The organism is Streptomyces sp. NBC_01260, from assembly GCF_036226405.1.
Classification (GTDB): domain Bacteria; phylum Actinomycetota; class Actinomycetes; order Streptomycetales; family Streptomycetaceae; genus Streptomyces; species Streptomyces laculatispora.
Map to the genome: position 1 here is coordinate 2,057,952 of NZ_CP108464.1, position 26,888 is coordinate 2,084,839.

25 protein-coding genes and 5 tRNA genes are annotated in these 26,888 nt (G+C 70.2%); 11 read left to right on the forward strand and 19 right to left on the reverse strand.

The features are described 5' to 3' along the window. Window positions 1-28 precede the first annotated feature (28 nt). A complete protein-coding gene (locus tag OG322_RS08895; protein WP_123461890.1) occupies window positions 29-1,669 on the reverse strand; it encodes a DAK2 domain-containing protein in 1,641 nt (546 codons plus the stop codon). 258 nt (window positions 1,670-1,927) lie between these two features. Here OG322_RS08895 and rpmB point away from each other — a divergent pair, with 258 nt between their 5' ends. Next, the gene (gene rpmB / locus OG322_RS08900) at window positions 1,928-2,113 is read left to right on the forward strand and encodes a 50S ribosomal protein L28 (RefSeq protein ID WP_003965989.1); all 186 of its coding nucleotides are present in this window, start codon (window positions 1,928-1,930) and stop codon (window positions 2,111-2,113) included. 92 nt (window positions 2,114-2,205) lie between these two features. Here the strand turns inward: rpmB and thiD are convergent, their stop codons facing one another. Together thiD and OG322_RS08910 are read right to left on the reverse strand one after the other, a co-directional pair. Beyond that, entirely contained in the window at window positions 2,206-3,015 is an 810-nt protein-coding gene (thiD, locus tag OG322_RS08905; protein WP_329306276.1) for a bifunctional hydroxymethylpyrimidine kinase/phosphomethylpyrimidine kinase, read from the reverse strand. A gap of 10 nt (window positions 3,016-3,025) precedes the next feature. Beyond that, a complete protein-coding gene (locus OG322_RS08910) occupies window positions 3,026-3,997 on the reverse strand; it encodes a thiamine-phosphate kinase (RefSeq protein ID WP_329306277.1) in 972 nt (323 codons plus the stop codon). A gap of 320 nt (window positions 3,998-4,317) precedes the next feature. Here OG322_RS08910 and OG322_RS08915 point away from each other — a divergent pair, with 320 nt between their 5' ends. Together OG322_RS08915 and OG322_RS08920 are read left to right on the forward strand one after the other, a co-directional pair. After that, window positions 4,318-4,551: an Lrp/AsnC family transcriptional regulator gene (locus OG322_RS08915; protein WP_123461887.1), complete on the forward strand. Its 234-nt coding sequence runs from the start codon at window positions 4,318-4,320 to the stop codon at window positions 4,549-4,551. 20 nt (window positions 4,552-4,571) lie between these two features. Continuing rightward, window positions 4,572-5,060 (forward strand): DUF3515 domain-containing protein, encoded by a 489-nt coding sequence (locus OG322_RS08920; RefSeq protein ID WP_123462532.1) that lies wholly within the window; start codon window positions 4,572-4,574, stop codon window positions 5,058-5,060. Between the two features lie 59 nt (window positions 5,061-5,119). Here the strand turns inward: OG322_RS08920 and OG322_RS08925 are convergent, their stop codons facing one another. From OG322_RS08925 to OG322_RS08935, 3 genes are all read right to left on the reverse strand, one after another. Further along, a complete protein-coding gene (locus OG322_RS08925) occupies window positions 5,120-6,277 on the reverse strand; it encodes a D-alanine--D-alanine ligase family protein (protein ID WP_123461886.1) in 1,158 nt (385 codons plus the stop codon). A gap of 94 nt (window positions 6,278-6,371) precedes the next feature. Beyond that, window positions 6,372-7,382, reverse strand: a complete 1,011-nt coding sequence (locus tag OG322_RS08930) for an NAD(P)H-dependent glycerol-3-phosphate dehydrogenase (RefSeq protein ID WP_123461885.1) — start codon at window positions 7,380-7,382, stop codon at window positions 6,372-6,374. Further along, complete coding sequence (locus OG322_RS08935) at window positions 7,379-8,131, reverse strand: lysophospholipid acyltransferase family protein (protein ID WP_123461884.1); 753 nt, start codon at window positions 8,129-8,131, stop codon at window positions 7,379-7,381. Before OG322_RS08935 ends, OG322_RS08930 begins: the two co-directional genes overlap by 4 nt. Window positions 8,132-8,290: 159 nt before the next feature. On the opposite strand from OG322_RS08935, the gene cofC reads away from it, so the two are divergent. Both cofC and OG322_RS08945 read left to right on the forward strand, forming a co-directional pair. After that, window positions 8,291-8,974, forward strand: a complete 684-nt coding sequence (gene cofC, locus OG322_RS08940; protein WP_266410870.1) for a 2-phospho-L-lactate guanylyltransferase — start codon at window positions 8,291-8,293, stop codon at window positions 8,972-8,974. Window positions 8,975-8,984: 10 nt separating this feature from the next. Continuing rightward, on the forward strand, window positions 8,985-9,188 hold the full coding sequence (locus OG322_RS08945; RefSeq protein WP_123461882.1) for a hypothetical protein: 204 nt from the start codon (window positions 8,985-8,987) through the stop codon (window positions 9,186-9,188). 91 nt (window positions 9,189-9,279) lie between these two features. Here the strand turns inward: OG322_RS08945 and OG322_RS08950 are convergent, their stop codons facing one another. The 4 genes from OG322_RS08950 to leuC all read right to left on the reverse strand — a co-directional run bounded on the left by OG322_RS08950 (window position 9,280) and on the right by leuC (window position 12,453). Then, window positions 9,280-9,954: an HU family DNA-binding protein gene (locus OG322_RS08950; protein WP_123461881.1), complete on the reverse strand. Its 675-nt coding sequence runs from the start codon at window positions 9,952-9,954 to the stop codon at window positions 9,280-9,282. Between the two features lie 143 nt (window positions 9,955-10,097). Next, window positions 10,098-10,325: a hypothetical protein gene (locus OG322_RS08955; RefSeq protein ID WP_123461880.1), complete on the reverse strand. Its 228-nt coding sequence runs from the start codon at window positions 10,323-10,325 to the stop codon at window positions 10,098-10,100. Between the two features lie 104 nt (window positions 10,326-10,429). Continuing rightward, complete coding sequence (gene leuD, locus OG322_RS08960; RefSeq protein ID WP_123461879.1) at window positions 10,430-11,023, reverse strand: 3-isopropylmalate dehydratase small subunit; 594 nt, start codon at window positions 11,021-11,023, stop codon at window positions 10,430-10,432. Between the two features lie 5 nt (window positions 11,024-11,028). Continuing rightward, window positions 11,029-12,453, reverse strand: a complete 1,425-nt coding sequence (leuC, locus tag OG322_RS08965; RefSeq protein WP_123461878.1) for a 3-isopropylmalate dehydratase large subunit — start codon at window positions 12,451-12,453, stop codon at window positions 11,029-11,031. Window positions 12,454-12,627: 174 nt separating this feature from the next. Between leuC and ndgR the strand changes: the two genes are divergently transcribed. Beyond that, complete coding sequence (gene ndgR / locus OG322_RS08970) at window positions 12,628-13,344, forward strand: IclR family transcriptional regulator NdgR (RefSeq protein WP_024490257.1); 717 nt, start codon at window positions 12,628-12,630, stop codon at window positions 13,342-13,344. 201 nt (window positions 13,345-13,545) lie between these two features. Here the strand turns inward: ndgR and OG322_RS08975 are convergent. The 9 genes from OG322_RS08975 to OG322_RS09015 all read right to left on the reverse strand — a co-directional run bounded on the left by OG322_RS08975 (window position 13,546) and on the right by OG322_RS09015 (window position 17,443). After that, window positions 13,546-13,618 (reverse strand) — tRNA-Glu (locus OG322_RS08975). 27 nt (window positions 13,619-13,645) lie between these two features. After that, window positions 13,646-13,717, reverse strand: a tRNA-Gln gene (locus OG322_RS08980). Between the two features lie 12 nt (window positions 13,718-13,729). Then, window positions 13,730-13,802, reverse strand: a tRNA-Glu gene (locus OG322_RS08985). Window positions 13,803-13,862: 60 nt separating this feature from the next. Continuing rightward, a tRNA-Glu gene (locus tag OG322_RS08990) sits at window positions 13,863-13,935 on the reverse strand. Window positions 13,936-13,961: 26 nt separating this feature from the next. Continuing rightward, window positions 13,962-14,033: transfer RNA gene (locus tag OG322_RS08995), tRNA-Gln, on the reverse strand. Between the two features lie 87 nt (window positions 14,034-14,120). Further along, window positions 14,121-14,840: an HAD family hydrolase gene (locus OG322_RS09000; protein WP_123461877.1), complete on the reverse strand. Its 720-nt coding sequence runs from the start codon at window positions 14,838-14,840 to the stop codon at window positions 14,121-14,123. A gap of 86 nt (window positions 14,841-14,926) precedes the next feature. Next, window positions 14,927-16,399: a glutamate--tRNA ligase gene (gene gltX, locus OG322_RS09005; RefSeq protein WP_123461876.1), complete on the reverse strand. Its 1,473-nt coding sequence runs from the start codon at window positions 16,397-16,399 to the stop codon at window positions 14,927-14,929. Continuing rightward, window positions 16,392-17,168, reverse strand: coding sequence for a fumarylacetoacetate hydrolase family protein (locus OG322_RS09010; RefSeq protein WP_123461875.1), 777 nt, complete (start codon window positions 17,166-17,168; stop codon window positions 16,392-16,394). The genes gltX and OG322_RS09010 overlap by 8 nt, the downstream gene beginning before the upstream one ends. 83 nt (window positions 17,169-17,251) lie before the next feature. After that, the gene (locus OG322_RS09015) at window positions 17,252-17,443 is read right to left on the reverse strand and encodes a hypothetical protein (RefSeq protein ID WP_123461874.1); all 192 of its coding nucleotides are present in this window, start codon (window positions 17,441-17,443) and stop codon (window positions 17,252-17,254) included. 585 nt (window positions 17,444-18,028) lie between these two features. Here OG322_RS09015 and OG322_RS09020 point away from each other — a divergent pair. From OG322_RS09020 to OG322_RS09040, 5 genes are all read left to right on the forward strand, one after another. Beyond that, window positions 18,029-21,823 carry a sensor histidine kinase gene (locus OG322_RS09020; protein ID WP_329306278.1) on the forward strand — a complete coding sequence of 1,265 codons (3,795 nt, stop codon included), beginning with the start codon at window positions 18,029-18,031 and terminating at the stop codon, window positions 21,821-21,823. 9 nt (window positions 21,824-21,832) lie between these two features. Continuing rightward, a complete protein-coding gene (locus OG322_RS09025) occupies window positions 21,833-22,246 on the forward strand; it encodes a roadblock/LC7 domain-containing protein (RefSeq protein ID WP_024495006.1) in 414 nt (137 codons plus the stop codon). 133 nt (window positions 22,247-22,379) lie between these two features. Then, window positions 22,380-22,787, forward strand: coding sequence for a DUF742 domain-containing protein (locus tag OG322_RS09030; RefSeq protein ID WP_073738726.1), 408 nt, complete (start codon window positions 22,380-22,382; stop codon window positions 22,785-22,787). Beyond that, entirely contained in the window at window positions 22,768-23,349 is a 582-nt protein-coding gene (locus OG322_RS09035; RefSeq protein WP_073738725.1) for a GTP-binding protein, read from the forward strand. Before OG322_RS09030 ends, OG322_RS09035 begins: the two co-directional genes overlap by 20 nt. Window positions 23,350-23,695: 346 nt before the next feature. Next, window positions 23,696-26,884 (forward strand): sensor histidine kinase, encoded by a 3,189-nt coding sequence (locus OG322_RS09040; RefSeq protein ID WP_329306279.1) that lies wholly within the window; start codon window positions 23,696-23,698, stop codon window positions 26,882-26,884. Window positions 26,885-26,888: the final 4 nt, after the last annotated feature.

Genomic DNA, 26,888 nt, shown 5'->3' on the forward strand with positions numbered 1-26,888 from the left:
GCCGCCCCGGTCCGCGGGGCAACGGCCCCTACTCCACCCCGATCAGCAGCGGGGCGCACTGGTGGCCGCCGCGGTACACGACCGTGTCCACCGCGAGGTAGCCCTCCCGGACGTGTTCCTCCAGTGCGTCCGCCAGCGCGTCGGGGACGTCCTCGCCCAGGACCAGGGTGACCAGTTCGCCGCCGGCCGCGAGCATCCGGTCGAGTACGTTGCGGGCCGTCCGCGGGACGTCCTCGCCGATGACGGCCACGTCTCCGTCGATCAGTCCCAGGATGTCGCCGGCCTGGCAGATCCCCGCCATGGTCCAGGACTGCCGCTCGGCGACGGCCAGTTCGGCGTACCGGGTGGCGCCCGCCGCCGCGGTCATCGCGACCACGTCCTCGTCGAAGCTGCGGTCCGGTTCGTGGACGGCGAGGGCCGCGATGCCCTGGACCGCGGCCCTGGTCGGGATCAGGGCGACCCGGATGCCCTCGGTGCGGGCCTGCTCGGCGGCGGCCGCGGCCGTGTGGCGCAGGTCCCCGTCGTTGGGCAGGAGCACCACCTCGCGGGCGTGGGCGCGGCGGATCGCGTCGACCAGTTCGCCGCTGGCGGGCGGTTCCCCGGGGCGGGCGAGCACCGTCGTCGCCCCTGCCTCCGCGCACAGGCCGCCGAGCCCGTCGCCCGGGACGACCACGACGACCGCGCGCTGGGCGGGTTCGGGGCGGGCGTGCACCCGGTCCGCGGCGAAGTGGGTGATCCGGATGCGGTACGGCCGTCCGGCCTCGACCCCGGCCTCCACCGCCGCACCGGCGTCGTCGACGTGCACATGGACGTTCCAGAGCCCGTCGCCCCCCACCACCACGAGGGAGTCGCCCAGCGCGTCGAGCCGGGTGCGCAGGCGCTCCACGGCCCCGTCCCCGGCCTCCAGCAGATAGATGACCTCGAAGGCCGGTCCGCCCTCCGGATCGTCCGCCGCGGGGCAGTCCCCGGCAGCGGGGGCGACCGGAACGGGAGCGGCCGAGGACTCGTACACGCGCTCCGGCGCCCGTCCCGAGACCGCCTCCACCAGCGCCCCCAGGACCGCCACCAGCCCTCGCCCCCCGGCGTCCACGACACCTGCCCGGCCGAGCACGGCGAGCTGTCCGGGCGTCGCCTCCAGGGCGGTACGCGCTCCCTCGTACGCCGCCCGCGCCACCGCGCCCGTACCGCCCGGCGCACGCCCCGCGGCTTCGGCGGCCGCGGTGGCCACCGTCAGGACCGTGCCCTCGACGGGGTGGGCGACGGCCTCGCGCGCCGAGACCGCGGCCCGGGTCAGCGCGAGGCGCAGCCGGTCCGTACCGGCTTCCGGCCCGGCCTCCTCGGCCAGCACCCCGGCCATGCCGCGCAGCAACTGGGCCAGGATCGTGCCGGAGTTGCCGCGCGCGCCGATCAGCGCCCCGTGCGCCATGGCACGTACCGCGTCGGCGGTGGAGGGCACCGAGGTACCGGTCTCATGGGCGGCGAACACCGCCTCGACGGCCGCCGCCGCGGATTCCACGGTCAGGTAGAGGTTGGTGCCGGTGTCCCCGTCGGCGACGGGATACACATTGATCGCATCGATCGCCTCGCGCTCCCGGCCGAGTGCGTCCAGCGCCAGTGAGCACCAGGTACGCACCGCGACGGCGTCCAGGTCGTCGGCGGTCTGCGGCACCTGATGGTCCTCCTCGGAACGGGGCCTGGGGGCGGCGGGCTGCACCGCAGGGTAGCCCTGCCCGGCGGGCCCGACGGGGTCAGGGGCGGGGCGGGCAGCTGTGGAACCCATGGTAGTTTCGTATCTCCGACGCAGCCGTTGTATGCTGCTTCGGTTGCCCGACGAGAGTCGGGACATTCCCCCGGTACCGCCACTTCAGTCATTGAATCCGGCGTGCCGGAATTCACTGTAAGTGCATCTGAAGTTTTGGAGTGACCCGTGGCTGCCAACTGCGACGTTTGCGGCAAGGGGCCGAGCTTCGGCAACAGCATTTCGCACTCGCACCGCCGTACGTCCCGTCGCTGGAATCCCAACATCCAGCGCGTGCGTGCCGTGGTCGGGCGGACGCCGAAGCGGCTCAACGTCTGCACCTCGTGCATCAAGGCCGGCAAGGTCGCGCGCTGACGTTCCCGTCGTAGCGCAGCCTTACCGGTTGCCCAAAAAGCCGGTCCACCTCGGTGGACCGGCTTTTTGCTGTGCTCGGGCGGGGCGGGTCCTCAGCGGGCGTTCCGCAGCTGCCAACCGTGGTCGACCGGGCCGATCCCCGCGCCCAGTGCGAAGCCCGCCGCGATCGCCCCGGTGACATAGGCCTTCGCGGCCCGTACCGCCGTGGGCACGTCCTGGCCCCGGGCCAGTCCGCAGGCGATCGCGGAGGCGAGGGTGCAGCCCGTGCCGTGCGTGTGGCGGTTGTCGTGGCGCGGGGCGCGCAGCCAGTGCTCCTGGGAGCCGTCCGTCAGCAGGTCGACGGGGTCGCCGGGCAGGTGTCCGCCCTTGATGACCACCCAGCGGGGCCCGTGGCCGAGCATCCGGTCCGCGGCCCGCCGCATCCCGGCCTCGTCGGTGACCGTCACGCCCGTGATCTGCGCCACTTCGTCGAGATTCGGGGTCGCCACGGTCGCGACGGGCAGCAGCCTCGTGCGTACCGAGTCCAGCGCCTCGGCGGCGAGCAGTGGATCGCCGTGCTTGGAGACGCCCACCGGGTCCACGACGACCGGCGCGTCCGTCGCGGCGAGGAGTGCGGCGACGGTCTCGACGAGGGCGGCGGAGGACAGCATGCCGGTCTTGACGGCGCTCACGCCCATGTCGTCCACCACGCTGCGGTACTGGGCGCGTACGGCCTCCGCGGGCAGTTCCCAGGCGCCCTGCACGCCCAGCGAGTTCTGGGCGGTGACGGCGGTCAGCACGCTCATGCCGTGCACGCCGAGCGCCAGCATCGTCTTCAGGTCTGCCTGGATGCCGGCACCGCCGCCGGAGTCGGATCCGGCGACGGTGAGCACACGGGGAGGTACGGCGGGGGATATGGGCATACGCCGCAATCTACTGGCCGTCCTCGATGTCCCCGAAGTGGTCCCAGCCGCTCTTGCTGGTCCAGGGCGCCCCGTCGACCGTCACCTGGGGCAGCGCCGAGGGGTTGAGGACCTCGCCGATCACCTTCCAGCGGGCCGGCAGCTTCACGTCCGGCGGGAACGTGGCGACGATCGCGTGGTCCTCTCCCCCGGTGAGCACCCACTGGAGGGGGTCCACGCCGACGGCCTGCCCGATGTCGGACATCTGGGACGGGATGTCGATGCGTCCTGAGCGCAGGTCGATCCGGACCTTGCTCGCCTCGGCGATGTGCCCGAGGTCGGCGACGAGTCCGTCGCTGACGTCGGTCATCGCGGTGGCGCCGAGTCCGGCGGCCGCGGGACCGGCGTGGTACGGCGGTTCGGGCCTCCGGTGGGCCTCGACGAAGGCGCGGGGCGAGCGGAAGCCGCGGGAGAGCACGGCGTAGCCGGCGGCGGACCAGCCGAGCCAGCCGGTGACGGCGACGACGTCGCCGGGCTGGGCGCCCGCCCTGGTGACGGGTTCGTGGTTGCGCAGATCACCGAGCGCGGTGATCGCGACGGTGATGGTGTCGCCGCGCACCACGTCGCCGCCGACCACGGCCGCTCCGGCGACCTGGCACTCGTCGCGGATGCCGTCCATGAGTTCCCCGGCCCAGGTCACCGGGAGTTCGGCGGGGACGACCAGCCCGAGGAGCAGCGCGGTGGGCACGGCTCCCATCGCGGCGATGTCGGCGAGGTTCTGCGCCGCGGCCTTGCGGCCGACGTCGTACGCCGTCGACCAGTCACGCCGGAAGTGCCGTCCCTCCAGCAGGATGTCGGTACTGGCCACGACCCTGCGGTCGGGAGCGGTCACGACCGCGGCGTCGTCGCCGGGGCCCAGCCGTACCGCCGGAGTGGTGGTGAGCCGGGACGTCAGCTCTCTGATGAGCCCGAACTCCCCCAACTCGCCCACGGTTCCCTTCACCGAGTCTCACCCCTCATCTGTCGCGCCGGACGGGCGTCCGGCCTGTGTCAGCGGCCTGCCGGCGTCCGGACCGCGGACCGGCCCCCCGGGGCGGTCCGTCCTGCTGGTCACTGGCATGCGCGTCCCCCGTCCGCACCGCTGAGCTTGCGGTCGCGGGCCGTCACTGCTGTCGGTACTGTCAAGAGATACGTCAACTTGTGTGTTCTGTACGCCACGCTGTGGGCGTCATCCGGCCCGCAGGTCTCCCCGCGGCACGCGGCAACGCGATACCGTGGCGTCCCTTTCCCCCACATGATCCTCGTGGCCGCCCTGGAGGTTCCGTGGTACAGGCGTACATCCTTATTCAGACCGAGGTGGGCAAGGCGACGACCGTCGCCGAGACCATCACCAGAATCCCGGGAGTGATCCAGGCAGAGGACGTCACCGGACCCTACGACGTGATCGTGCGCGCCAAGGCCGACACGGTCGATGAACTCGGACGCATGGTGGTGGCCAAGGTGCAGCAAGTGGACGGCATCACCAGAACGCTGACCTGCCCGGTCGTGCACCTGTAACCCCCGTCTAGGCTGTGCCGGTGACGACTTCCCGCCGCCGGCTTCCCCGTCCCGCGTTCCTCGGTCCGTCCGCTGCCCTGGTGCTCGTGGCCGCGGCGGGCTGCTCGTCCGGCGGCGCCTCGGCACCGGTCACGGTTCCCACCCCGTCGTCGGAAGCCGCAGCCTACTGCCGTGCGCTGCACAAGGAGCTGCCGAGTACCGTCGCCGGTCAGGAGCGCAGTGATCCCGGGCCCGGCTCGGACCTGACCGCTGGCTGGGGGGACGGGGAGATCGTACTGCGCTGCGGTGTCCCGCGCCCCGCGAAGATGGACGACGCCCAGTCGAAGGCGGTCGACGCCAGCGGCGTCAACTGGATGCTGGAGCAGCAGGAGGACGGCAGGCCGCGTTTCACGACCACCTTCCGCAAGGCGTACGTCGAGGTGACGTTGCCGGTGGCGTACGCGCATGACGCGACCCCGCTGGCGGCCTTCGCCCCGGCGGTCAGGAAGACGGTCCCCAACAGCCTGTAGGGCGTGTGCTCCGGTGCGGAGCACACGCCCTGCGGCTGTGTCCCCGGCCGTTGGCCGGGTCAGCGCAGTCCGGTCGGCCGGTGCAGCGCCGCCTGGATGAGCCGGTCCACCAGCTGCGGGTAGTCGACGCCGCTCTCCTGCCACATCCGCGGGTACATGGAGATCGGGGTGAAGCCCGGCAGGGTGTTGATCTCGTTGATGACGAAGCCGCCGTCCTCGGTGAGGAAGAAGTCGGCACGCACCAGGCCCTCGCAGGACGCCGCCTCGAAGGCCTCCACGGCGAGCCGCTGGACCTCGGCGGTCTGCTCCTCGGTGAGCGGGGCCGGCACGACGCCGGACGCCGCGTCGATGTACTTGGCCTCGAAGTCGTAGAAGTCGTGCGAGGTGACCGGCGGGATCTCGGCCGGCACGCTGGCTCGCGGCCCGTCCTCGAACTCCAGCACCCCGCACTCGATCTCGCGGCCCCGCAGCAGCGACTCGACGAGGAACTTGGGGTCGTGGCGGCGGGCCTCCTCGATCGCCTCGTCGAGGCCGGAGAGGTCGTCGACCTTGGTGATGCCGATCGACGAGCCGGCCCGCGCGGGCTTCACGAAGAGCGGCCAGCCGTGGTCGCCGGCGAACTCCACGATGCGCTTGCGAGCGGCCTGGGGGTCCTGGTCCCACTCGCGGGGGCGCACGACGACGTACGGCCCGACGGGCAGCCCGAAGGAGGAGAAGACGCGCTTCATGTATTCCTTGTCCTGGCCGACCGCCGAGGCGAGGACTCCGGCGCCGACGTACGGCACTCCGGAGAGCTCCAGGAGGCCCTGGAGCGTGCCGTCCTCACCGTAGGGACCGTGCAGAACGGGAAAGACGACGTCGACCTCGCCGAGCGCCTTGGGGACCGAGCCGGGTTCGCTGTAGACCACTTCGCGGCTGCCGGGATCGACGGAGAGCACCACGCCGCCCTCGTCGGACTCGGCCAGCTGGGCCACGTCCGGCATCTTCCGGTCCGTGATGGCCATGCGTTCGGGTTCGTCGGCGGTGAGCGCCCAGCGGCCGTCCGTCGTGATGCCGATCGGCAGGACGTCGTACTTCGTCCGGTCGATGGCGTTCAGGACGGCGCCGGCCGTGACCACCGAAATGCCGTGTTCGGAGCTGCGGCCGCCGAACACGACGGCCACACGCGGCTTGCGGAGCTGCTGCTCCGTGCTCTGGGGGAGGTTCTCGCTGCTCATATCGCGATGAGCGTACCTGCTGGTACGGGTCGCGTCAGCGCCGCCGGTGCCGTCCGCCGGGGTGAACCCGGCCGCGAGTGGCCCGCCGGCCCGCTCAGTGCCGCTCGGCCTTGGCGCTGCGCGACATCAGCTCCTTGAGCGCGACCATCGGGGGCTTGCCCTCGTGGACGATGCCGACGACCGTTTCGGTCAGGGGCATCTCCACACCGTGCCGGCGTGCCAGATCGAGCACCGATTCGCAGGACTTGACGCCCTCCGCGGTCTGCTTGGTGACGGCGATGGTCTCCTGGAGGGTCATGCCGCGACCGAGGTTGGTGCCGAAGGTGTGGTTGCGCGAGAGCGGCGACGAGCAGGTCGCCACCAGGTCCCCGAGTCCGGCGAGTCCGGAGAAGGTCAGCGGATCGGCCCCCATGGCCAGACCGAGCCGGGTGGTCTCGGCGAGGCCGCGGGTGATGAGCGAGCCCTTGGCGTTGTCGCCGAGCCCCATGCCGTCGGCGATGCCGACGGCCAGCCCGATGACGTTCTTGACGGCGCCGCCGAGTTCGCAGCCGACCACGTCGGTGTTGGTGTACGGACGGAAGTACGGGGTGTGGCAGGCGGCCTGGAGGCGGCGCGCCACGGACTCGTCCTGGCAGGCGACGACGGCCGCGGCGGGGCGGCGTTCGGCGATCTCCTTGGCGAGGTTGGGTCCGGTGACGACGGCGATGCGGTCGGCGGAGACCTTGGTGACGTCCGCGATGACCTCGCTCATCCGCTTCGCGGTGCCGAGTTCGACGCCCTTCATCATGGAGACCAGTACCGTCTTGGACTCCAGGTACGGGGCCCAGTCGGCGAGGTTGGCGCGCAGCGTCTGGGAGGGCACGACGAGCACGGCGAAGTCGGCGCCGCGCAGCGCCTCGGCGGCGTCCGTGGTGGCCCGGACCGACGCGGGCAGTTCGATGCCCGGCAGGTAGTCCGGGTTGGTACGGGTCGTGTTGATGACCTCGGCGACCTCGGAGCGGCGTCCCCAGAGGGTGACCTCACAGCCCGCGTCCGCGAGGACCATGCCGAAGGCCGTACCCCATGAGCCGGTTCCGAAGACGGCTGCTTTTACGGGGTGCGTCACTTGGGTCCCTCTCCTTCGGACTTGCGCCGCTGTTCCGCGCGGGCCTTGCGGTGGTCGTAGAGCTCGGTGGGGGCCTGCTGACCCCGGACTTCCGCCAGCTGCTCGGTGATCGCGAGCATGATGACCTCGGTCGCCTCGCGCAGGACCTCGGGCGTCGGCTCCTTGTCGTAGAACCGGGAGAGGTCGACGGGCGGACCGGCCTGGACCCGGAGGGTCTTGCGGGGGAACAGGCGCAGCTTCTTGTCCGTGGCGTAGGGCGGCATCGCCAGGTTGGCGCCCCACTGGGCGACGGGGATCACCGGAGCCCTGGTCATCAACGCGACGCGGGCGGCGCCCGTCTTGCCGCCCATCGGCCACATCTCGGGGTCGCGGGTGAGGGTGCCCTCCGGGTAGAAGGCGACGCATTCACCGCGCTCGATGGCGTCAACGGCGGCCCGGAAGGCGTCCAGCGCGTTGGTGGTCTCGCGGTACACGGGAATCTGGCCGGTGCCACGCAGCATCATTCCGACAAAGGGGGTCTTGAAGAGCCCCGCCTTGGCGAGGAGCCGCGGCACCCGGCCGGTGTTGTACTGGAAGTGACCGTACGAAAGCGGGTCCAGATACGAGTTGTGATTGACCGCAGTTATAAATCCGCCGTCGGCCGGAATGTGTTCCATCCCCCGCCAGTCACGCTTGAACAGAACCACCAACGGCGGTTTCGCGATGACCGCTGCCAAGCGGTACCAGAAGCCGATTCTGCGGCGGGACACCCGGACACCTTTCTCTATGGACCTGGCTGCGGAGCTGTGCTGCCTGACTACCGACGGTCAAGTCTCGCCCCAGGCCCCTGCTCTGTCGAGAACACCGTACGCCCCACCTTCGGGACCGACCCTCCAGGTTGTGGCACCGGCAGGCGAGAATGGGCGGCCATGCGCATCGAGGGGGAGACTGCCACGAACACCGACCTGACCGGCCGCTGGTCCCTGGTCGTCCCGTTGAAGCCCCTGGCGCGGGCCAAGAGCAGGCTGGTACCCGCGTCCGGCGCCCTGTTGCGGCCCCGGCTGGCCCTGGCCTTCGCCCAGGACACCGTGTACGCCGCGCTGGCCTGCCGGGCCGTCGCCGATGTGGTGGTAGTCACGGACGACGCGACGGCCGGCGCCGCGCTGGCGGCCCTCGGCGCCCGTGTCGTGGCCGACTCCCCCGCCGCCGGGCTCAACGCGGCCCTCGCGCACGGTGAGCGTGCGGTGCGCGCGGCCCGGCCCGAAGCGGCCGTCGCCGTGCTCAACGCCGATCTGCCCGCACTGCGCCACATGGAATTGGCCCGGGTGCTCGATTTCTCAGCCGCTTTTTCCCGGGCATTTGTGACGGATGCGGCGGGAATCGGGACGACATTTCTGTCCGCTGGGCCAGGAGTGGAATTGCGCCCGGCTTTCGGCGGCCCGTCCCGGGCCCGGCATCTCGCGTCCGGTGCCGCGGAAATCACGCTTTCCGGCATCGATTCGGTCCGCCAGGACGTGGACACCGGCGACGATCTGCGGGCGGCGCTCGCCCTGGGCGTGGGCCCCTACACGGCGGGGCGCTGGGCCGCGGGGGTCCCCGCGATGGACCGATAGGCTGCCGTTCATGCAGGCGACCTCGTACACGTACGACCCCGAGACGCGCACCGGCAGCGTGCTGCTCGACGACGGCACCCCGGTGGAGTTCGACGCCCCGGCCTTCGACGCCGGCGGCCTGCGGCTGCTGCGTCCGGGCCAGCGGGTACGGATCGAGGGCCGCGGCGAGGGCGCCGGGCTGCGGATCACCCTGGTGACGCTGCAGACCTTCTGAGCCCTGCGGCCCTGCCCTGAACAGCCCGCGGGCCGGGCTCCCCGAGGGGAGCCCGGCCCGGCGCGTGTGAGGAGCCCTGTGCTGCTCGGTCTCACTTCTTCCGTGCGGTGGCCTTCTTGGCCGTGGTCTTGCGCGCCGTGGTCTTCTTCGCGGGCGCCTTCTTCGCCGTGGTCTTCTTGGCGGGCGCGGTCTTGCTGGCGACGGCCTTCTTCGCGGTCGTCGTCTTCTTCGCCGCTGCGGGGGTCGCCTTCTTTGCGGCCGCCGTGGTCTTCTTCGCCGCCGCGGACGTCTTCTTCGCGGTGGTCTTCTTGGCGGTGGCCGTGGTCTTCTTCGCCGCTGCCACGGCCTTCTTGGCGGTGGCCTTCTTCGCCACGGCCTTCTTCGCGGTGGCCTTCTTGGCGGCGGCCTTGGCCGTCGTACGGGTGGAAGAACCGCCCGAGAGGCTGCCCTTGGGCGCCTTCTTCACGGCCACATCGTTCTTGGGGAGCTTCTTCGAGCCGCTCACCAGGTCCTTGAAGCCCTGTCCCGCACGGAAACGGGGCACGGACGTCTTCTTGACCCGTACGCGCTCACCCGTCTGCGGGTTGCGGGCATAGCGGGCGGGGCGGTCGACCTTCTCGAACGAGCCGAAGCCGGTGACCGAAACCCGGTCACCTGCGACAACTGCACGAACGATCGCGTCGAGCACCGCATCGACGGCGTCTGCGGCCTGCTGACGGCCGCCGACCTTGTCGGCAATCGCTTCTACGAGCTGCGCCTTGTTCACGTCTTCCCCTTCGGAGACATAGCCAGAACGAAAGTGTTCAAGCTTTTTCGCACGTTAGGCAGATATATACCGCAAATCAAACACGAAACGGGCTAATCACCCTAGTGCCGCAACGAAGTCGACCGCTGCGCAGTTCCGCAGAGTCAGTCACCTTCGGGGAATCGGCCCTCATCGAGGTCCTTCATCAACCGGTCCAGACGCCTTGCCGCATCTGGGAGATCGTGCTTCGCCGCGGCCGTGACGACCAGCAGCTTCCGGGACAGCGCCATCCGTACGCCCTCCGGGACTTGCAGTGCACGCACTCGCGAGTGCGCTTCCTTCAATTGGTCGGCGACTTGGCCGTAAAGCTTGAGTTGGCTGTCGCGTTCCATGCACCGATTGTGCCATCTGGGGCGAGTTGTCGCCCGACGGGGTCTCAACAAGCGACTGCGCCCCCTACCAGAAGGCAGGGGGCGCAGTACTGGAAAAGCGCTGCTCAGGCGTTAATTGTACGTGGCTTGTGGGTGGGCCTGGCCGCCTCGTAGGCCGCAATGTCCGGTTCGTTCTGCAGGGTGAGGCTGATGTCGTCCAGCCCGTTCAGCAGCCGCCAGCGGGCGTTCTCGTCGAGCTCGAAGTCGGCGGTGATGCCCTCGGCACGGACCTGCCGCGCCTCCAGGTCGACCGTGATCTCGGCCTTCGGGTCGGCCTCCGTCAGCTCCCAGAGGGCGTCGATGACCTGCTGGTCCAGGACCACGGTCAACAGCCCGTTCTTCAGCGAGTTACCGCGGAAGATATCGGCGAACCGGGAGGAGATGACCGTCTTGAAGCCGAAGTTCTGCAGGGCCCAGACGGCGTGCTCGCGGGACGAGCCGGTGCCGAAGTCGGGACCGGCCACCAGCACCGAGGCGCCCTTGCGCTCCGGGCGGTTGAGGACGAAGTTCTCGTCCTTGCGCCAGGCCTCGAAGAGCCCGTCCTCGAAGCCGTCCCGGGTGACCTTCTTCAGCCAGTGGGCGGGGATGATCTGGTCGGTGTCGACATTGCTGCGGCGCAGCGGGACGGCCCGGCCGGTGTGTGCGATGAAAGCTTCCATGATTCTCAGACTCCGGCGGGCGTGCGGTCGTCGGACAGGTCGGCCGGCGAGGCCAGGTGGCCCAGCACGGCGGTGGCGGCGGCGACCTGCGGGGAGACCAGGTGCGTACGGCCTCCCTTGCCCTGCCGGCCCTCGAAGTTACGGTTCGAGGTGGAGGCGGAGCGCTCGCCGGGGGCCAGCTGGTCGGGGTTCATACCGAGGCACATCGAGCAACCCGCGTGCCGCCATTCGGCTCCGGCGGCCTTGAAGACCTTGTCCAGGCCCTCCTCGACGGCCTGCAGGGCGACCCGCACGGAGCCCGGGACGACCAGCATCCGTACGCCCTCGGCGACTTTGCGGCCGTCCATGATCGCGGCGGCGTTGCGCAGGTCCTCGATCCGGCCGTTGGTGCAGGAACCTACGAAGACGGTGTCCACGTTGATCTCGCGCAGCGGCTGCCCGGCGGTCAACCCCATGTACTCCAGGGCCTTTTCGGCGGCGTTGCGCTCCGAGGCGTCCTCGTACGAAGCAGGGTCGGGGACGTTGGCCGACAGCGGCGCGCCCTGGCCGGGGTTGGTGCCCCAGGTGACGAACGGCGCCAGTTCGGCGGCCTCGATGACCACCTCGGCGTCGAAGACCGCGTCGTCGTCGGTGCGCAGCGTCTTCCAGTACGCCACGGCGGCGTCCCAGTCCTCGCCCTGCGGGGCGTGGTCGCGGCCCTGCAGGTAGTCGAAGGTGGTCCGGTCGGGGGCGATCATGCCTGCCCGCGCTCCGGCCTCGATCGACATGTTGCAGATGGTCATCCGGGCTTCCATCGAGAGCTTCTCGATGGCGGAGCCGCGGTATTCGAGGATGTAGCCCTGGCCGCCGCCGGTGCCGATCCGCGCGATGATCGCGAGGATCAGGTCCTTGGCGGTGACGCTCTCGGGCAGTTCGCCCTCGACGGTGATCGCCATGGTCTTCGGACGGGCCAGCGGCAGCGTCTGGGTCGCCAGCACGTGCTCGACCTGGCTGGTGCCGATGCCGAACGCCAGCGCACCGAAGGCGCCGTGCGTGGAAGTGTGGGAATCGCCACAGACGACCGTGGTGCCGGGCTGGGTCAGCCCCAGCTGCGGGCCGACCACGTGCACGACGCCCTGCTCGACGTCACCCAGCGGGTGCAGCCGGACGCCGAACTCCGCGCAGTTCTTGCGCAGGGTCTCCAGCTGCGCGCGGGAGACCGGGTCGGCGATCGGCTTGTCGATGTCGAGGGTCGGGGTGTTGTGGTCCTCGGTGGCGATGGTGAGGTCGAGGCGCCGCACCGGGCGTCCGGCCTGCCGCAGACCGTCGAAGGCCTGCGGGCTGGTCACCTCGTGCAGCAGGTGCAGATCGATGAAGAGGAGGTCGGGCTCACCTTCGGCGCGCCGGACGACATGGTCGTCCCAAACCTTCTCCGCGAGTGTCCTACCCATCGCTTTCCCTCCGGCCGGCGTCGTCGCCGGCCCAACTAGAGATTCGGTGCGCCCCCGTCCGGATCCCCGTGCGGGGCGGTGGCTACGGGCCGTTGTGGGGCCGCCCGTACAGGTTCGCAACTTCCCTGGAAATTTGAACTTGCGTTTCACAGAGTGAGACGCGAGTATCGTCGTATGGACAACTCTAGCGGCGTCGGCGTTCTCGACAAGGCAGCTCTGGTATTGAGCGCCCTGGAGTCCGGTCCGGCCACCCTCGCCGGGCTGGTCGCGGCGACCGGGCTCGCACGACCCACGGCCCACCGGCTGGCCGTGGCACTGGAACACCACCGCATGGTGGCGAGGGACATGCAGGGCCGCTTCATTCTCGGCCCCCGGCTGTCGGAACTCGCGGCGGCGGCGGGCGAGGACCGGCTGCTCGCCACGGCGGGACCGGTGCTCACCCACCTTCGCGACATCACCGGCGAGAGCGCTCAGCTCTACCGCCGGCAGGGCGACATGCGGATCTGCGTGGCGGCGGCGGAGCGGCTGTCCGGCCTGCGGGACACCGTGCCGGTCGGCTCCACGCTCACCATGAAGGCGGGATCGTCCGCCCAGATCCTGATGGCCTGGGAGGAGCCCGAGCGCCTGCACCGCGGCCTCCAGGGCGCCCGCTTCACCGCGACGGCGCTCTCCGGCGTACGGCGCCGGGGCTGGGCCCAGTCCATCGGCGAGCGCGAACCGGGCGTCGCCTCGGTCTCCGCACCGGTGCGCGGTCCCTCGAACCGGGTGGTCGCGGCGGTCTCTGTCTCCGGGCCGATCGAGCGGCTGACCCGTCACCCGGGCCGGATGCACGCCCAGGCCATCATCGACTCGGCCGCCCGGCTGAGCGAGGCTCTGCGCCGCACCGGCTGACCCGACGGCCCCACTCTTCCGGAACCGGCCGCCCCAGCGCCGTGGCGGCCCCCTCAACTCCCTTTGCGCACACCGAGGCCGACCGGCCCCCACCGGTCGGAGCGGGACCGCCGCAGCAGGCGGGCCAAGCCCCAACAGGTCTGCGGACACAAGCAGAAGGCCCTCCACCGAAGTGAAGGGCCGTTGCGTGGTGCTCTGTTGTACCCCCGACCGGATTCGAACCGGCGCTACTGCCGTGAGAGGGCAGCGTGCTAGGCCGCTACACAACGGGGGCTTGATTACTGCGACTTGCTGTCTTGCGCTGGGCTACCAGGACTCGAACCTAGAATGACGGTACCAGAAACCGTAGTGTTGCCAATTACACCATAGCCCATGGTGTTACAAGTACCCCCGACCGGATTCGAACCGGCGCTACTGCCGTGAGAGGGCAGCGTGCTAGGCCGCTACACAACGGGGGCCCTAGCGATCCTGCATCGAGAGCGTGGGTGCGACCCAGATGTTCTCGCGGGAAGGATCTGTACCCCCGACCGGATTCGAACCGGCGCTACTGCCGTGAGAGGGCAGCGTGCTAGGCCGCTACACAACGGGGGCTTGTTCTTACAACGTGCTGTCTTGCGCTGGGCTACCAGGACTCGAACCTAGAATGACGGTACCAGAAACCGTAGTGTTGCCAATTACACCATAGCCCACTGAAAAGCAACCCCGATAAGGGTTTCAATTCTGTCTGCGTTTCCCGGCCGGTTCTTTCGGCCCGTTCGGGCGACGCAGGAAGAACATTACCTGAAGGTGTCCGGCGCTCCAAAACGGGTATCGCCTGCCAGCAGGCCGGGAAGCTGGTCCAGGGCCGTGATCCGGACGAGTTCGGGGCGTCCGCCCCGGCCACCACGGTCCAGCCAGATCCCGGTCAGCCCGGCGGCCGTCGCGCCGGCCGCGTCGATGTCGGGTTCGTCCCCCACGTAGACGACGTCCTCCGGCGGCAGCGACAGCGCCTCGCAGGAGGCGAGGAACGCCCTGCCGTCGGGCTTGGAGAAGCCCAGCTCCGCCGCGCAGAGCAGGGACTCGAACCGGTCGCGCACCCCGAGCACGGTCAGTTTGCGGTGCTGTTGCGCCAGGGCGGAGTTCGAGAGCACCGCGTGCCGGTACGTCCCGGCCAGGGCGTCGAGTACGGGAACGGTGTCCGGGAAGAGCCCCCAGGCGGCTTCGTAGTGGGTGATGTGGCGCTCGAACCAGTCATCGGCCTCGGCGTCGCCCAGCGGGCGGCCCAGGAACTCCCTGGCCCGGTCGCGGCGCTGGCCCTGCCAGTCGGTCTCCCCCGCGGAGAACCGCTCCCAGTGGCGCCGGGTGATCCGCTGCCAGGCGTCGACGGCCTCGTCGGCCGTGCCGTATCCGCCGGGCAGGCCCTCGGCCGCGAGGTGCCCGCTCATTCCGCGGACGGAGGCCGTCGTGTGAGCGAAGAGGGTGTCGTCCACGTCCCAGAGGACGGCTCTGATCGGCATGGGCCCGAGCCTACCCGCGGCCCGGCACACGCACGGGGGCCCGGCGACGCTTGTGCGGTCGCCGGGCCCCCGTGTACGTACCTGCGTTACGCGGTCAGCTTCGCCAGCGCCGCGTCCACCCGGGCCAGGGTCTTCTCGCGGCCCAGGATCTCCAGGGACTCGAAGAGCGGCAGACCGATCGTGCGGCCGGTGACGGCGACACGGACCGGGGCCTGGGCCTTGCCGAGCTTCAGACCGTGCTCCTCGCCCGCGGTGAGGATGGCGTTCTTCAGGGCGTCCGCGTTCCACTCGGCGTCGGCCAGCTTGGCGCGGGCCGTCACGAGCAGGGCGTCGGAGCCCTCCTTCATCGCCTTGGCCCAGGACGCCTCGTCGGTCGCCGGCTCGTCGAGGAAGAGGAAGTCGACGTTGGCCGTGATCTCCGAGAGGACCGTGACGCGGGTCTGGGCGTGCGGGGCGATCGCCGCGAACAGGTCCGCGTCGAAGGCCTCCGGGGCCCAGGGGGCGAACGGGGCGCGCAGCCAGGGGCCGCAGGCCTCGGTGAAGGTCTTCACATCGAGCCGGCGCACGTGCTCGGCGTTGACGTGCTCGCACTTCTTGAGGTCGAAGCGGGCCGGGTTGGCGTTGACGTCCTCGATGTCGAACGCGGCGACCATCTCGTCGATGTCGAAGATGTCGCGGTCCTCGGCGATCGACCAGCCGAGCAGCGAGAGGTAGTTGAGCAGCCCCTCGGGCAGGAAGCCGCGCTCGCGGTAGAGGTTGAGCGAGGCCTGCGGGTCGCGCTTGGAGAGCTTCTTGTTGCCCTCGCCCATGACGTACGGCAGGTGGCCGAACTCAGGGGTCTGCTTGGCGACGCCCAGCTCGATGAGCGCCCGGTACAGCGCGATCTGGCGCGGGGTGGAGGAGAGCAGGTCCTCGCCGCGCAGGACGTGGGTGATGTCCATCAGCGCGTCGTCGACCGGGTTGACCAGCGTGTAGAGCGGGGCGCCGTTGGCCCGGACGATGCCGTAGTCCGGCACGTTCTCCGGCTGGACGGTGATGTCGCCGCGGACCAGGTCGGTGAAGGTGATCGCCTCGTCGGGCATCCGGAAGCGGACGATCGAGGTACGGCCCTCGGCCTCGTACGCCGTCTTCTGCTCGGCGCTCAGGTCGCGGCAGTGGCCGTCGTAGCCGGACGGCTTGCCTGCGGCGCGGGCGGCGTCGCGGCGGGCGTCGAGCTCCTCGGTCGTGCAGTAGCAGTGGTACGCGTGGCCGGCGGCGAGGAGCTTCCCGGCGACGTCCTGGTAGATGTCCATGCGCTGCGACTGGCGGTACGGGGCGTGCGGGCCGCCGACCTCGGGGCCCTCGTCCCAGTCGAGACCGAGCCAGCGCATCGAGTCGAGGAGCTGCTCGTACGACTCCTCGGAGTCGCGCGCCGCGTCGGTGTCCTCGATGCGGAAGACCAGGGTGCCCTGGTGGTGCCGGGCGAAGGCCCAGTTGAAGAGAGCCGTCCTGACCAGGCCCACATGGGGGTTGCCCGTCGGGGAGGGACAGAAACGTACACGGACCGGTCCGTTAACCACGCTTGATCACCTTGTTGGTGAGAGTGCCGATGCCTTCGATGGTGACGGCGACCTCGTCGCCGACGTGCAGGGGTCCGACCCCCGCGGGGGTGCCGGTGAGGATCACATCGCCCGGGAGCAGCGTCATGGCTTCCGTGATGTGGACGACCAGGTCCTCGATGGAGCGGATCATCTCGCTCGTCCGGCCCAGCTGGCGTTGCTCGCCGTTGACCGTGGCCTGGATGGTGAGGTCGCCGGGGTCGAGGTCGGTCTCCACCCAGGGGCCGAGCGGGCAGGAGGTGTCGAAACCCTTGGCCCTGGCCCACTGCTTCTCGCGCTTCTGGGCGTCGCGCGCGGTGACGTCATTGGCGCAGGTGTAGCCGAAGATGACGTCCTTGACCCGCTCGCGCGGCACTTCGCGGCACATCCGGCCGATGACCACGGCCAGCTCGGCCTCGTGGTGCAGATCGTCGGAGAACGAGGGGTACTCGATGGCATCGCCGGAACCGATCACCGAGGTGGTGGGCTTGAAGAAGGCGACGGGGACGTCGGGGACCTCGTTGCCGAGTTCCGCGGCGTGCTCCGCGTAGTTGCGGCCGATGGCCACGACCTTGTTGGGGAGCACGGGCGGCAGCAGCCGGACCTTGTTCAGCGGGACCTTGGTCCCGGAGAGCTCGAACTCGGCGTACGGGATGCCCTTGATGATGTCGAGGACGAGACCATCGGGCCCGTCGCCCTCGACGGCGCCGAAGGCGACATTGCCGTCGATGGAGAACCTGGCGATGCGCACGGGAAGCTGTGGCCCCTCACTTGCTGGCTGACTGAAGACTGACGCTCCAGGCTAGCGCGGGTGAGGAGGGGACGCCGCGCGGATTACTCCGCGGCGGCCGTGACGGCCGCGGGGGCGACCATGAGGATCGTGCGGCGGGGGTTGGCCGTCTGCGTCGGCAGGTCGAGCGCGTGCTCCGGCCGCTCCGGCGTCTGCAGCGCTTCGGCGTCCTCGAGGTGCGCCAGCGTCGTGCGCCGGGGGTTGGCAATGTTGCGGAACATCATCGTCGTCTTCATCTGCCGTTCGGACCCTGTCGGTAGGGGCGCCGCCCGGAGGGGCGCCGGTTGTCGGTTCTGCCATCCCTGTAAAGCGTCAGGCTAAACATCCGATTCCCTCCGGGAGCCCGGAAGAGACGACGATCATCATGTGAGTTTGCTCACCAAGGGCCCGACAATTACCCCAATCCGGGCGGTCGATTCGACCGAGAGAAACGGACATTGCATCACTGAATGAACCATTCCGCTCCTGATCATGTCGTCTGGGACACCGGTCACCCTCACCTGGTTCACCCGCAATAGTCCGTTATGGCAGTGAACCGGCTCCACGGCTTGTTACGCCGCCATCACAACGTGTCACCCAGGTCACAGCCCGGTACCTGGCCCTTGTTGGAGATCCTGCACTGTGCTGGAATTCCACGCACCGCCGCAGGTTTCAGGCCGGCGCGCAGGGGGCGCAAGGCAGCGCCGAGCCGAGTGGCGGCGGGAAGGGGAAGAACGCCGGTCACTCAAGACCACCATGGGGCGGTACAACGTCCCACGACGCCGACACCGTTCCATCCGTCCATGACGGGGGGAACGCCTGGTCCAGAGGTTGCGACGCTAGTGCAGGGACGTTTCAAGAGGGATGGCAGCGCAGCGGCTGAACAGGAGCCGCGCGGCGGGACCGACCGCGGCTCCTCGCCCCAGCACGCCCAGAACCCCGGACCGGCCGCGGCCGGCGACACCACCGACCGCGCCAAGCATTCCGGCGCGGCGGCGAGCGGCGGCTCCGATCCGATCACGTCGCTCAAGCCGCAGGGCCCGGTCAACACGGGGTCGCGGGTAGCTCTGCGCAACTGGCGCATCAGCACGCGTCTGGTCTCCCTGCTCGCCCTCCCCGTGGTCGCGGCGACCACCCTGGGTGGCCTGCGCATCAACGAATCCATGAACGACATCCAGCAGCTGGAGCACATGCAGCTGCTGACCCGGATGACCAAGCAGGCGACCTCGCTGGCCCAGGCGCTCCAGGAGGAGCGCGACCGGTCGGCGGGCCCGCTGTCCAACGGAGTGCCTGCCACCGACTTCAAGGTCACCGAGCCGCGGAAGAAGACCGACCGCGCGAAGAAGGCGTTCCTCACCGCGACGAACGACATCGGTGACACCGAGGGCGACGAGGCCCTGGAGAGCATCCACTCCAGCGTCACGCAGATCGCCTCGCAGCTGGGCGGCATCCGCGACATCCGCAAGCAGGCGTTCGCCAAGGGCACCCCGAGCCTGCAGACCGTCGATGCGTACAGCCAGCTGGTCACCTCGCTGCTGAGCCTCTCGCAGGACATGGCGCAGGCGACCAGCAGCCCCGAGATGATCAAGCGGACCCGTGCCCTGGCGGCCTTCTCCTCCGCCAAGGAGTACGCCTCGGTCCAGCGCGCGATCATCGCCGCGGCGCTGCCGGGCGGCAACGACAAGCAGCCGAGCCTCAATTCGAACGACCGGCAGTTCGGCCTGGCGGCGCTGCGCAAGGAAGACCTGGCGCGTCGCTCGTTCGGGTCGATCTACACGACCACCGGCAACAACGCGGACGAGCTGACCGCCACGCTGGACGAGGGCAACCCGGAGATCAAGGCCGCCGACACCTACGCCAAGAAGGTGCTCGACAGCCCGACCAGCATGGCTGGGACGGCCCGGCGTTCGTACCTCGACTGGTACGACCAGGACTCCAACAAGATCCAGGCCATGAAGCAGATCGAGGAGACGCTCCTCAGCGACATGGAGGGCAAGGCGCGCGAACTGCGCGACCAGTCCCAGCGCGAGGCGATCATCAGCGGTGCGCTCATCCTGCTGGTGCTCGGCGTCTCGCTGGTCGGCGCCTTCGTCGTCGCCCGCTCCATGATCCGCTCGCTGCGCCGCCTCCAGGACACCGCGACGCGCGTCGCCCAGGACCGGCTGCCGGAGCTCGTCAAGCAGCTCTCCGAGGCCGACCCGCAGGACGTCGACACCTCGGTCGAGTCGGTCGGCGTGCACTCCCGTGACGAGATCGGCAAGGTCGCCGCGGCCTTCGACGACGTGCACCGCGAGGCCGTCCGCCTCGCCGCCGAGCAGGCCCTCCTCCGGGGCAACGTCAACGCGATGTTCACCAACCTCTCGCGTCGTTCGCAGGGCCTCATCCAGCGTCAGCTCTCGCTCATCTCCGAGCTGGAGTCGCGCGAGGCCGACCCGGACCAGCTGTCCTCGCTCTTCAAGCTCGACCACCTCGCGACGCGTATGCGCCGTAACGGTGAGAACCTCCTCGTCCTCGCGGGTGAGGAGCCGGGCCGCCGGTGGACCCGTCCGGTGCCGCTGGTCGACGTGCTCCGTGCCGCCGCCTCCGAGGTGGAGCAGTACGAGCGCATCGAACTGGCCGCGGTGCCCGCCACCGAGGTCGCCGGCCGGGTCGTCAACGACCTCGTGCACCTCCTCGCCGAGCTGCTGGAGAACGCCACGTCGTTCTCCTCGCCGCAGACGAAGGTCCGGGTCACCGGTCACGCGCTGCCCGACGGCCGGGTGCTCGTCGAGATCCACGACACGGGTATCGGCCTCTCCCCCGAGGACCTCGCGGCGATCAACGAGCGGCTCGCCTCGCCGCCCACCGTGGACGTCTCGGTCTCCCGCCGCATGGGTCTGTTCGTGGTCGGCCGGCTGTCCCTGCGCCACGGCATCCGTATCCAGCTGCGGCCCTCCGACTCCGGTGGTACGACCGCGCTGGTCATGCTCCCGGTCGATGTCGCGCACGGCGGCAAGATGCCGGTTCCGAAGCAGGCTCAGGGCCAGCAGTCCGCTCCCGGCGGCCTGCTCGCCGGCGGCGCGCCCGCCGGTGGACTGCTCGCCGGCGGCAACGCTCCCCGACCCGGTCTCGACGGTGCTCCGTCGGCCCCGGGCGGCCGGCTCCCGGCCGGTCCGGGTGCCGCCCGAGGTCAGGTCGGCGCGGGCTCCGGTCCGCGGGCGGCGCTGCCCGCCCGGGACACCACCGGCCGGTCCCAGAACCAGCCGGGCCAGCCCGGCCAGCCCGGTCAGCCCGGCCAGCCCGGTCAGAACAGCCAGCCCGGCCAGCAGAACTCCGGGTTCCAGAGCGCTGGGATGTCCGGCACCGGTCCGCAGGGCCGGCAGCCGCAGGACGGCTCGCGTCAGGGGCCGCCGCGTCAGGGCGGCGGGCTCTCCGGCGCCTTCGGCGGCGGTGCCCGGCTGGGCGCCCGTGGCCAGGGCGACGGCGCCGGACGAACGGACACGGGCCAGCCCGGTGGGCTGTTCGCCCAGCGGCGACCGGAGCAGAACGGCCAGGGTGCGGGCAACGGCCCCGGCCGGCAGAACCCGGCGGGCCAGGGCGGCTTCCAGCAGCCCGGCGGTCCGGGCGAGAACAGCCGTCAGCTGCCGCCGGTCGGCGGTCCGCGCGCGGAACTCCCCGGTGGCAGCCCTTCCCCGAGCTCTCCGGGCCAGGGATACTCCGCTCCGCAGCGCCCGCAGAGCACCAGTTGGGGCTCCGAGGAGCAGTCCGCGCCCCAGCAGCGCTTCCCGCTCGACGCCCCCCGCGGTCACGAGGAGCCCGAGTCCACCAGCCAGTTCCAGCGGCCGTTGAACGCGCCGCCGCTCAGCCCGCGTCCGCCGATGGACGACCGGCAGGGCCCCGGCTCCACCTCGGAGTTCGCCCGTCCGGACTTCTCGGCGCCCGCTCCGGGTGCGCAGCACGGGGCAGTCGGGCCGCAGGCGCCGGACCCGGCGAGCACCGCGCAGTTCGCCCGCCCCGACTTCGGCCGTCCGCAGGACCGGGGACAGGGCCAGGGGCAGCCCGCGCCCGTCCGGCGCGACCGCGGCAACGAGGACTTCGGTGCTCCGCGTCCGCCCGTCGCCCCGCAGCCCGATCAGCAGTACCGGCAGCCCGAGGCGCTTCCGCCGGCCTCCGGGCCCGGCGACGGCCGTACGCCGCTGTACGACACGCTGGAGACCAACTGGTTCCACGGTCCGCAGCAGAACAGCCAGCAGCCGCCCGCCGCGCCGCAGGTACCGGGCTTCCCCCAGCAGTCCGCCGACGAGCGTCCCGTTCCGCCCGCGCCTCAGCGCGGTACGGGCGACGCCAACGGCGTCACCAGCTCCTGGCGCGCCTCGCCGAACGACGAACTCGTCCGGCAGGCGGAGCGGGTGAAGAAGCCCGCAGCAGGCGGAATCACCACTTCCGGTCTGCCCCGCCGGGTACCGCGTGCCAATCTGGTGCCGGGCACAGCCCAGCAGCAGAACCATCAGTCCGGTCCCCAGGTGTCGCGTGCGCCCGATGATGTGCGCGGGCGGCTTACCAATCTCCGCCGGGGTATCCAGCAGGGGCGTCAGGCCAACAACGGCCAGTCGACCGGCAGTTTCCCACTCGGCCCCACTCACCAGCAGGAGCGTTAGTTGAGCCCGATGAGTCAGGCCGCGCAGAATCTGAACTGGTTGATCACCAACTTCGTGGACAACACCCCCGGGGTGTCGCACACGGTGGTGGTCTCCGCAGACGGCCTGCTGCTGGCTATGTCCGAAGGTTTCCCGCGCGACCGCGCCGACCAGCTGGCGGCTGTCGCCTCCGGTCTGACCTCGCTGACCGCAGGAGCCTCCCGGATCTTCGAAGGCGGCGCAGTCAGCCAGACCGTGGTGGAGATGGAACGCGGGTTCCTCTTCCTGATGTCCGTCTCGGACGGTTCCTCACTTGCCGTACTGGCCCATCCGGACGCCGACATCGGTCTGGTCGGGTACGAAATGGCTCTGCTGGTGGACCGGGCGGGCACTGTCCTCACCCCGGACCTCCGTGCCGAGCTCCAGGGCAGCCTGCTCCACTAGGCGGCCATGAATCGGTGACACAGACGATTACCCCAGGTACCGCAATCAACCCTCGCCCGTCCGGCCGCTTACAGCCCCCCACCGGCCCCTTCAGACGGCACGCCGACACCCTGCTGTCACGCCCGGAGGATTCATGACCCCGCCACCCGCCTCACCCGATCCGTACGGCGCGCTGAACCACGCGTCGTACGAAGGTGAAGGCGACCAGCCGCTGGTTCGTCCGTACGCCATGACCGGCGGCCGGACCCGACCGCGCTACCAACTAGCGATAGAGGCGCTGGTCAGCACCACGGCCGACCCCGCGCACCTGGGGACGCTGCTCCCCGAGCACCAGCGGATCTGCCACCTGTGCCGTGAGGTCAAGTCGGTGGCCGAGGTGTCGGCCCTGCTGTCGATGCCGCTCGGCGTGGCCCGGATCCTCGTCGCGGACCTGGCGGAAGCCGGCATGGTGGCCATCCACCAGCCGGGCAACGGAGAGGCCGGCGGCGCGCCGGATGTGACACTGCTCGAAAGGGTACTCAGTGGACTTCGCAAGCTCTAGTGGCGGTGCGGCCCGTGCCACCACCTCGGCGAAGATCGTGGTGGCAGGCGGCTTCGGCGTGGGTAAGACCACGTTTGTCGGTGCCGTTTCGGAGATCAATCCGCTGCGCACCGAAGCCGTGATGACGTCCGCATCCGCGGGCATCGACGACCTGACACACACCGGAGGCAAGACCACCACGACGGTGGCCATGGACTTCGGACGCATCACCCTGGACCAGGACCTGATCCTGTACCTCTTCGGTACCCCCGGACAGGACCGCTTCTGGTTCATGTGGGACGACCTCGTACGCGGCGCCATCGGCGCCGTCGTCCTGGTCGACACCCGCCGCCTCGCCGACTGCTTCCCCGCCGTCGACTACTTCGAGAACAGCGGACTCCCCTTCGTCATCGCCCTCAACGGCTTCGACGGACACCAGCCCTACACCCCCGACGAGGTGCGCGAAGCGCTCCAGATCGGACCGGACACGCCGATCATCACGACCGACGCCCGGCACCGCGGTGACGCCAAGAGCGGTCTGATCACGCTGGTGGAGCACGCGTTGATGGCGCGGCTCAAGTAGGCACAAGTCCGTATTGCCGTACGGCAGTTAAAGTAGTCACACGGGGGTGGACTGTGTCCTTTGACACGATCCACCCCCGCGTTCATAACGTTTCGAAAGAGAATTACCTCACGGCCAATACCCGATGCGCACGAGCGGTACCGCTGTGCTCACATGAGCCCCGTCTTTTGGCGGGGCTCGTTCTTTATGCCCGTTTTATCTGAGGCCTGTACCACTCGGAATGGCTTATTCCGAGTGTTTGGAACGCGACCGTTCCCCGTGCTGCAATTCGACGAACTCCCGAGTAGTACGGCCCTGAACAAACACGGCACAGCGTAGGTGCCGACGCCGAGAGGTTGTTGGTCGAGTGAGGCGTAACAACGAGGGCTCCACGGCGCAGCCGGAGCGGGGCAACTTCACCCCGCCGCGCGCCGCGGCGTCGTCCGCCGTGTCCGAAGGGACGCCGGCCGGTGGCAGCACCAGCCGGCTGTCCCCGCGCAACTGGCGGGTGCCCACCCGACTGAACGCAATCCTCCTGATCCCCGTACTGGTCGGCCTGGTCATGGGCGGCTTCCAGGTGAAGGGGTCGATCGACACCTGGCAGGAGGCCCAGGACGCCGAGAAGACCGCACTGATCGTGCGCGCGGCCTCCGAGTACGGGCAGGCGCTGCTGAACGAGCGCGACATCTCCGCCCAGCCCCTGCTGTCCAACAAACGCGACGCGGCGGTCATCACCCAGGTACGGGACACCACCGACTCGGCCGCGGACAAGTTCGACACGGCTGTGAAGGGCATGCCCGCGAAGCAGGGCCTGGAGCGCCGCCTCAAGCTGTTCAGACTGGAGGAGCCCAAGCTCCCCGATCTGCGCAAGGCCGCCTACGCCGAGGCCCTGGACCCGGTGAAGACCGAAGAGGGCTACGTCCAGGTCCAGCACTCCCTCATGGAGTTCTGCAACGAGCTCGGTCTCGGCACCGGCAACATCACCAGTTACGGCCGTACCGTCTACGCAATCGAGCTGGCCAAGGCTGCAGAATCGCTTCAGCGCTCCATCGGCATGCACCTGCTGGTGCGGCCCAGCCAGGAGAGCGCCAAGTTCAACGACCAGGTCAAGGCCTTCGGCTCGTACAACTACCTGGAGCAGATCGCCCTCGGCGAATTCGTCTCCGGCGGTACGGAGGCGGACGCGGCCCGGCTGAAGAAGGTCATGGCGGCCAAGGCCACCGAGGGCGCGGCCAAGGTCAAGACCGCCAAGGAGCAGGCCGACGCGGCGGGTGTGCCGTTCGTGACGCCGCCCACCGTCGACGGCTCGGTCTACGACGGCATGGCCCAGCAGATCGCGCTGGGCAGGAGCCCCGCCCAGCTCAAGGCGAAGGGGATCACCCCCGAGACCTGGATGGCCGCGGCCACCGCGAAGTTCGACGGGTACACCACGGTCGAGGAAGAGCTCGTCGACAAGGCAGTGACCGAGGCCGCGGACATCTCGTCCAGCGCCAGGACCGACGCCGTCGTCAACGCCGCGATCGTGCTCGTCGCCCTGCTGGCCGCCTTCGTCCTGGCCGGCCTCATGGCCCGCCAGATGAGCCGCTCGATGCTCCGGCTGCGCAACGCCGCCTTCGGCATCGCCGAGCAGCGGCTGCCCTCGCTGGTCGACCAGCTGTCCCGGACCGACCCGGGCCGGGTGGACACCCGCGTCCAGCCGATCCCGATCAACAGCCAGGACGAGATCGGCGAGGTCGCCCGCGCCTTCGACCAGGTGCACCGCGAGGCGGTGCGGCTGGCGGCCGAGCAGGCCATGCTGCGGGGCAACGTCAACGCGATCTTCACCAACCTGTCGCGCCGCAACCAGTCGCTCATCGAGGGCCAGCTGACCCTCATCACCGGCCTGGAGAACAACGAGGCCGACCCGGACCAGCTGGAGAGCCTCTTCCGGCTGGACCACCTCGCGACCCGGATGCGCCGCAACGGCGAGAACCTCCTGGTGCTCGCCGGTGAGGAGCCCGGCCGCCGCTGGAACCAGCCGGTGCCGCTGGTGGACGTGCTCAGGGCCGCCTCCTCCGAGGTGGAGTCCTACGAGCGCATCGAGCTGTCGGGCGTGCCGGAGACCGAGATCCACGGCCAGTCCGTCACCGACCTGGTGCACCTGCTGGCCGAGCTGCTGGAGAACGCCACGACGTTCTCCTCGCCGCAGACCAAGGTGCGGGTCACCGCGACCCGGCTGCCCGACAGCCGCGTGATGATCGAGATCCACGACAAGGGCATCGGCCTCACCGCCGAGGACTTCGCCGACATCAACCACAAGCTGGCCAACCCGCCGACGGTGGACGCCGCGGTCTCCCAGCGCATGGGCCTGTTCGTGGTCGGCCGGCTCGCCGACCGGCACGGCATCCGGGTCCAGCTGCGCCCCTCGGGCGAGCAGGCCGGAACCACCTCGCTGGTCATGCTGCCGGACGCGATCACCCACGGTGGCGGCGGCGAAGGCGCCCCCGCGCAGGACGACTTCACGGTCTCCTCGATCATTCCGCAGCAGCAGTCCTTCGACGCGCTGCCCCCGCAGCAGCCCCCGATGCGTACGGCGGCGGAGCTCGGCTTCGACGACTCGCGCTACGGGGAGCCGTCGGAGGAATCCGCGCAGCTCGACCCGGTGGGCCGCTCGCTGATGCGGGAGGAGCGCCGCGTGGCGCTGGAGACGCAGACCGGCGACGAGCGCCCGCCGTTCCCGCGGCAGGAGTCGCAGGAGCAGTACGCCCAGGCCCCGTACGCCGAGTCCCCCTACGCCGGAAACCAGTACGCCCAGGAACCGCAGCAGGAGCCGCAGTACGGACAGCCCGCGTACGAGGGCGGCCATGACCCGTTCCGCGGTGACACCGGCTACGTGCAACAGCCCGACCACCACGGGCAGAACGGCTATCCGGAGTCGGCATACCCGGCCATCGAGTCGCCTCAGCAGGCCTATGACCGGCAGTACACCGCCCAGCCCCAGCAGGAAGTGTGGCCAGACCAGGGTGCATACCAGGGTGCGTACGAACCCTCGACGCAGGCCGAACCGGAATCTGTTGGGAGCGCCCCCGCCGAATCGCGGGAGAGCGTAGGCTTCGACCGGTCGGGCCCCGTCCCGAACTCCGGCCACGAGATGACCGAGGCCGGTCTGCCGCGCCGTGGCGGCCAGCAGCACTGGCAGCCCACCGGACGCGGGAACGACCGGCCCGCCGCCGCGCAGGAGCCGCCGGAGCAGCAGGAACCGCCGCAGCAGCCGTCGCCCGCGCAGCAGGACACGGACGGAACGGACGACTGGCGCTCGGCGAACGACGAGCGCTGGGAGCGGGCCGAGAAGCTCCGGGACCCGAAGGCGGGCGGGGTCACCCCGTCCGGTCTTCCCCGGCGCGTGCCCAAGGCCAATCTGATCGAGGGCACGGCCGAGCAGACCCAGCAGGGCGGCCCCCAGGTCTCCCGCGCCCCGGAGGACGTGCGTGGCAGGTTGAGCAACCTGCGACGGGGCGTCCTGCGGGGACGCAACGCGGGTTCGGACAGCAGTAATACCTACAACCAGGAGCGTTAGTGTG

Excerpts from the sequence above, each read along its gene's own strand:
- OG322_RS08945 (WP_123461882.1), top strand. The coding sequence starts at position 8,985 with ATGCAGGCGACCTCGTACACGTACGACCCCGAGACGCGCACCGGCAGC.
- leuC (WP_123461878.1), bottom strand. The coding sequence starts at position 12,453 with ATGGGTAGGACACTCGCGGAGAAGGTTTGGGACGACCATGTCGTCCGG.
- leuD (WP_123461879.1), bottom strand. The coding sequence starts at position 11,023 with ATGGAAGCTTTCATCGCACACACCGGCCGGGCCGTCCCGCTGCGCCGC.
- OG322_RS09000 (WP_123461877.1), bottom strand. The coding sequence starts at position 14,840 with ATGCCGATCAGAGCCGTCCTCTGGGACGTGGACGACACCCTCTTCGCT.
- ndgR (WP_024490257.1), top strand. The coding sequence starts at position 12,628 with ATGGACAACTCTAGCGGCGTCGGCGTTCTCGACAAGGCAGCTCTGGTA.
- cofC (WP_266410870.1), top strand. The coding sequence starts at position 8,291 with ATGCGCATCGAGGGGGAGACTGCCACGAACACCGACCTGACCGGCCGC.
- OG322_RS09030 (WP_073738726.1), top strand. The coding sequence starts at position 22,380 with ATGACCCCGCCACCCGCCTCACCCGATCCGTACGGCGCGCTGAACCAC.
- thiD (WP_329306276.1), bottom strand. The coding sequence starts at position 3,015 with ATGCCCATATCCCCCGCCGTACCTCCCCGTGTGCTCACCGTCGCCGGA.
- OG322_RS09025 (WP_024495006.1), top strand. The coding sequence starts at position 21,833 with ATGAGTCAGGCCGCGCAGAATCTGAACTGGTTGATCACCAACTTCGTG.
- OG322_RS08955 (WP_123461880.1), bottom strand. The coding sequence starts at position 10,325 with ATGGAACGCGACAGCCAACTCAAGCTTTACGGCCAAGTCGCCGACCAA.
- OG322_RS08925 (WP_123461886.1), bottom strand. The coding sequence starts at position 6,277 with ATGAGCAGCGAGAACCTCCCCCAGAGCACGGAGCAGCAGCTCCGCAAG.
- OG322_RS09015 (WP_123461874.1), bottom strand. The coding sequence starts at position 17,443 with ATGAAGACGACGATGATGTTCCGCAACATTGCCAACCCCCGGCGCACG.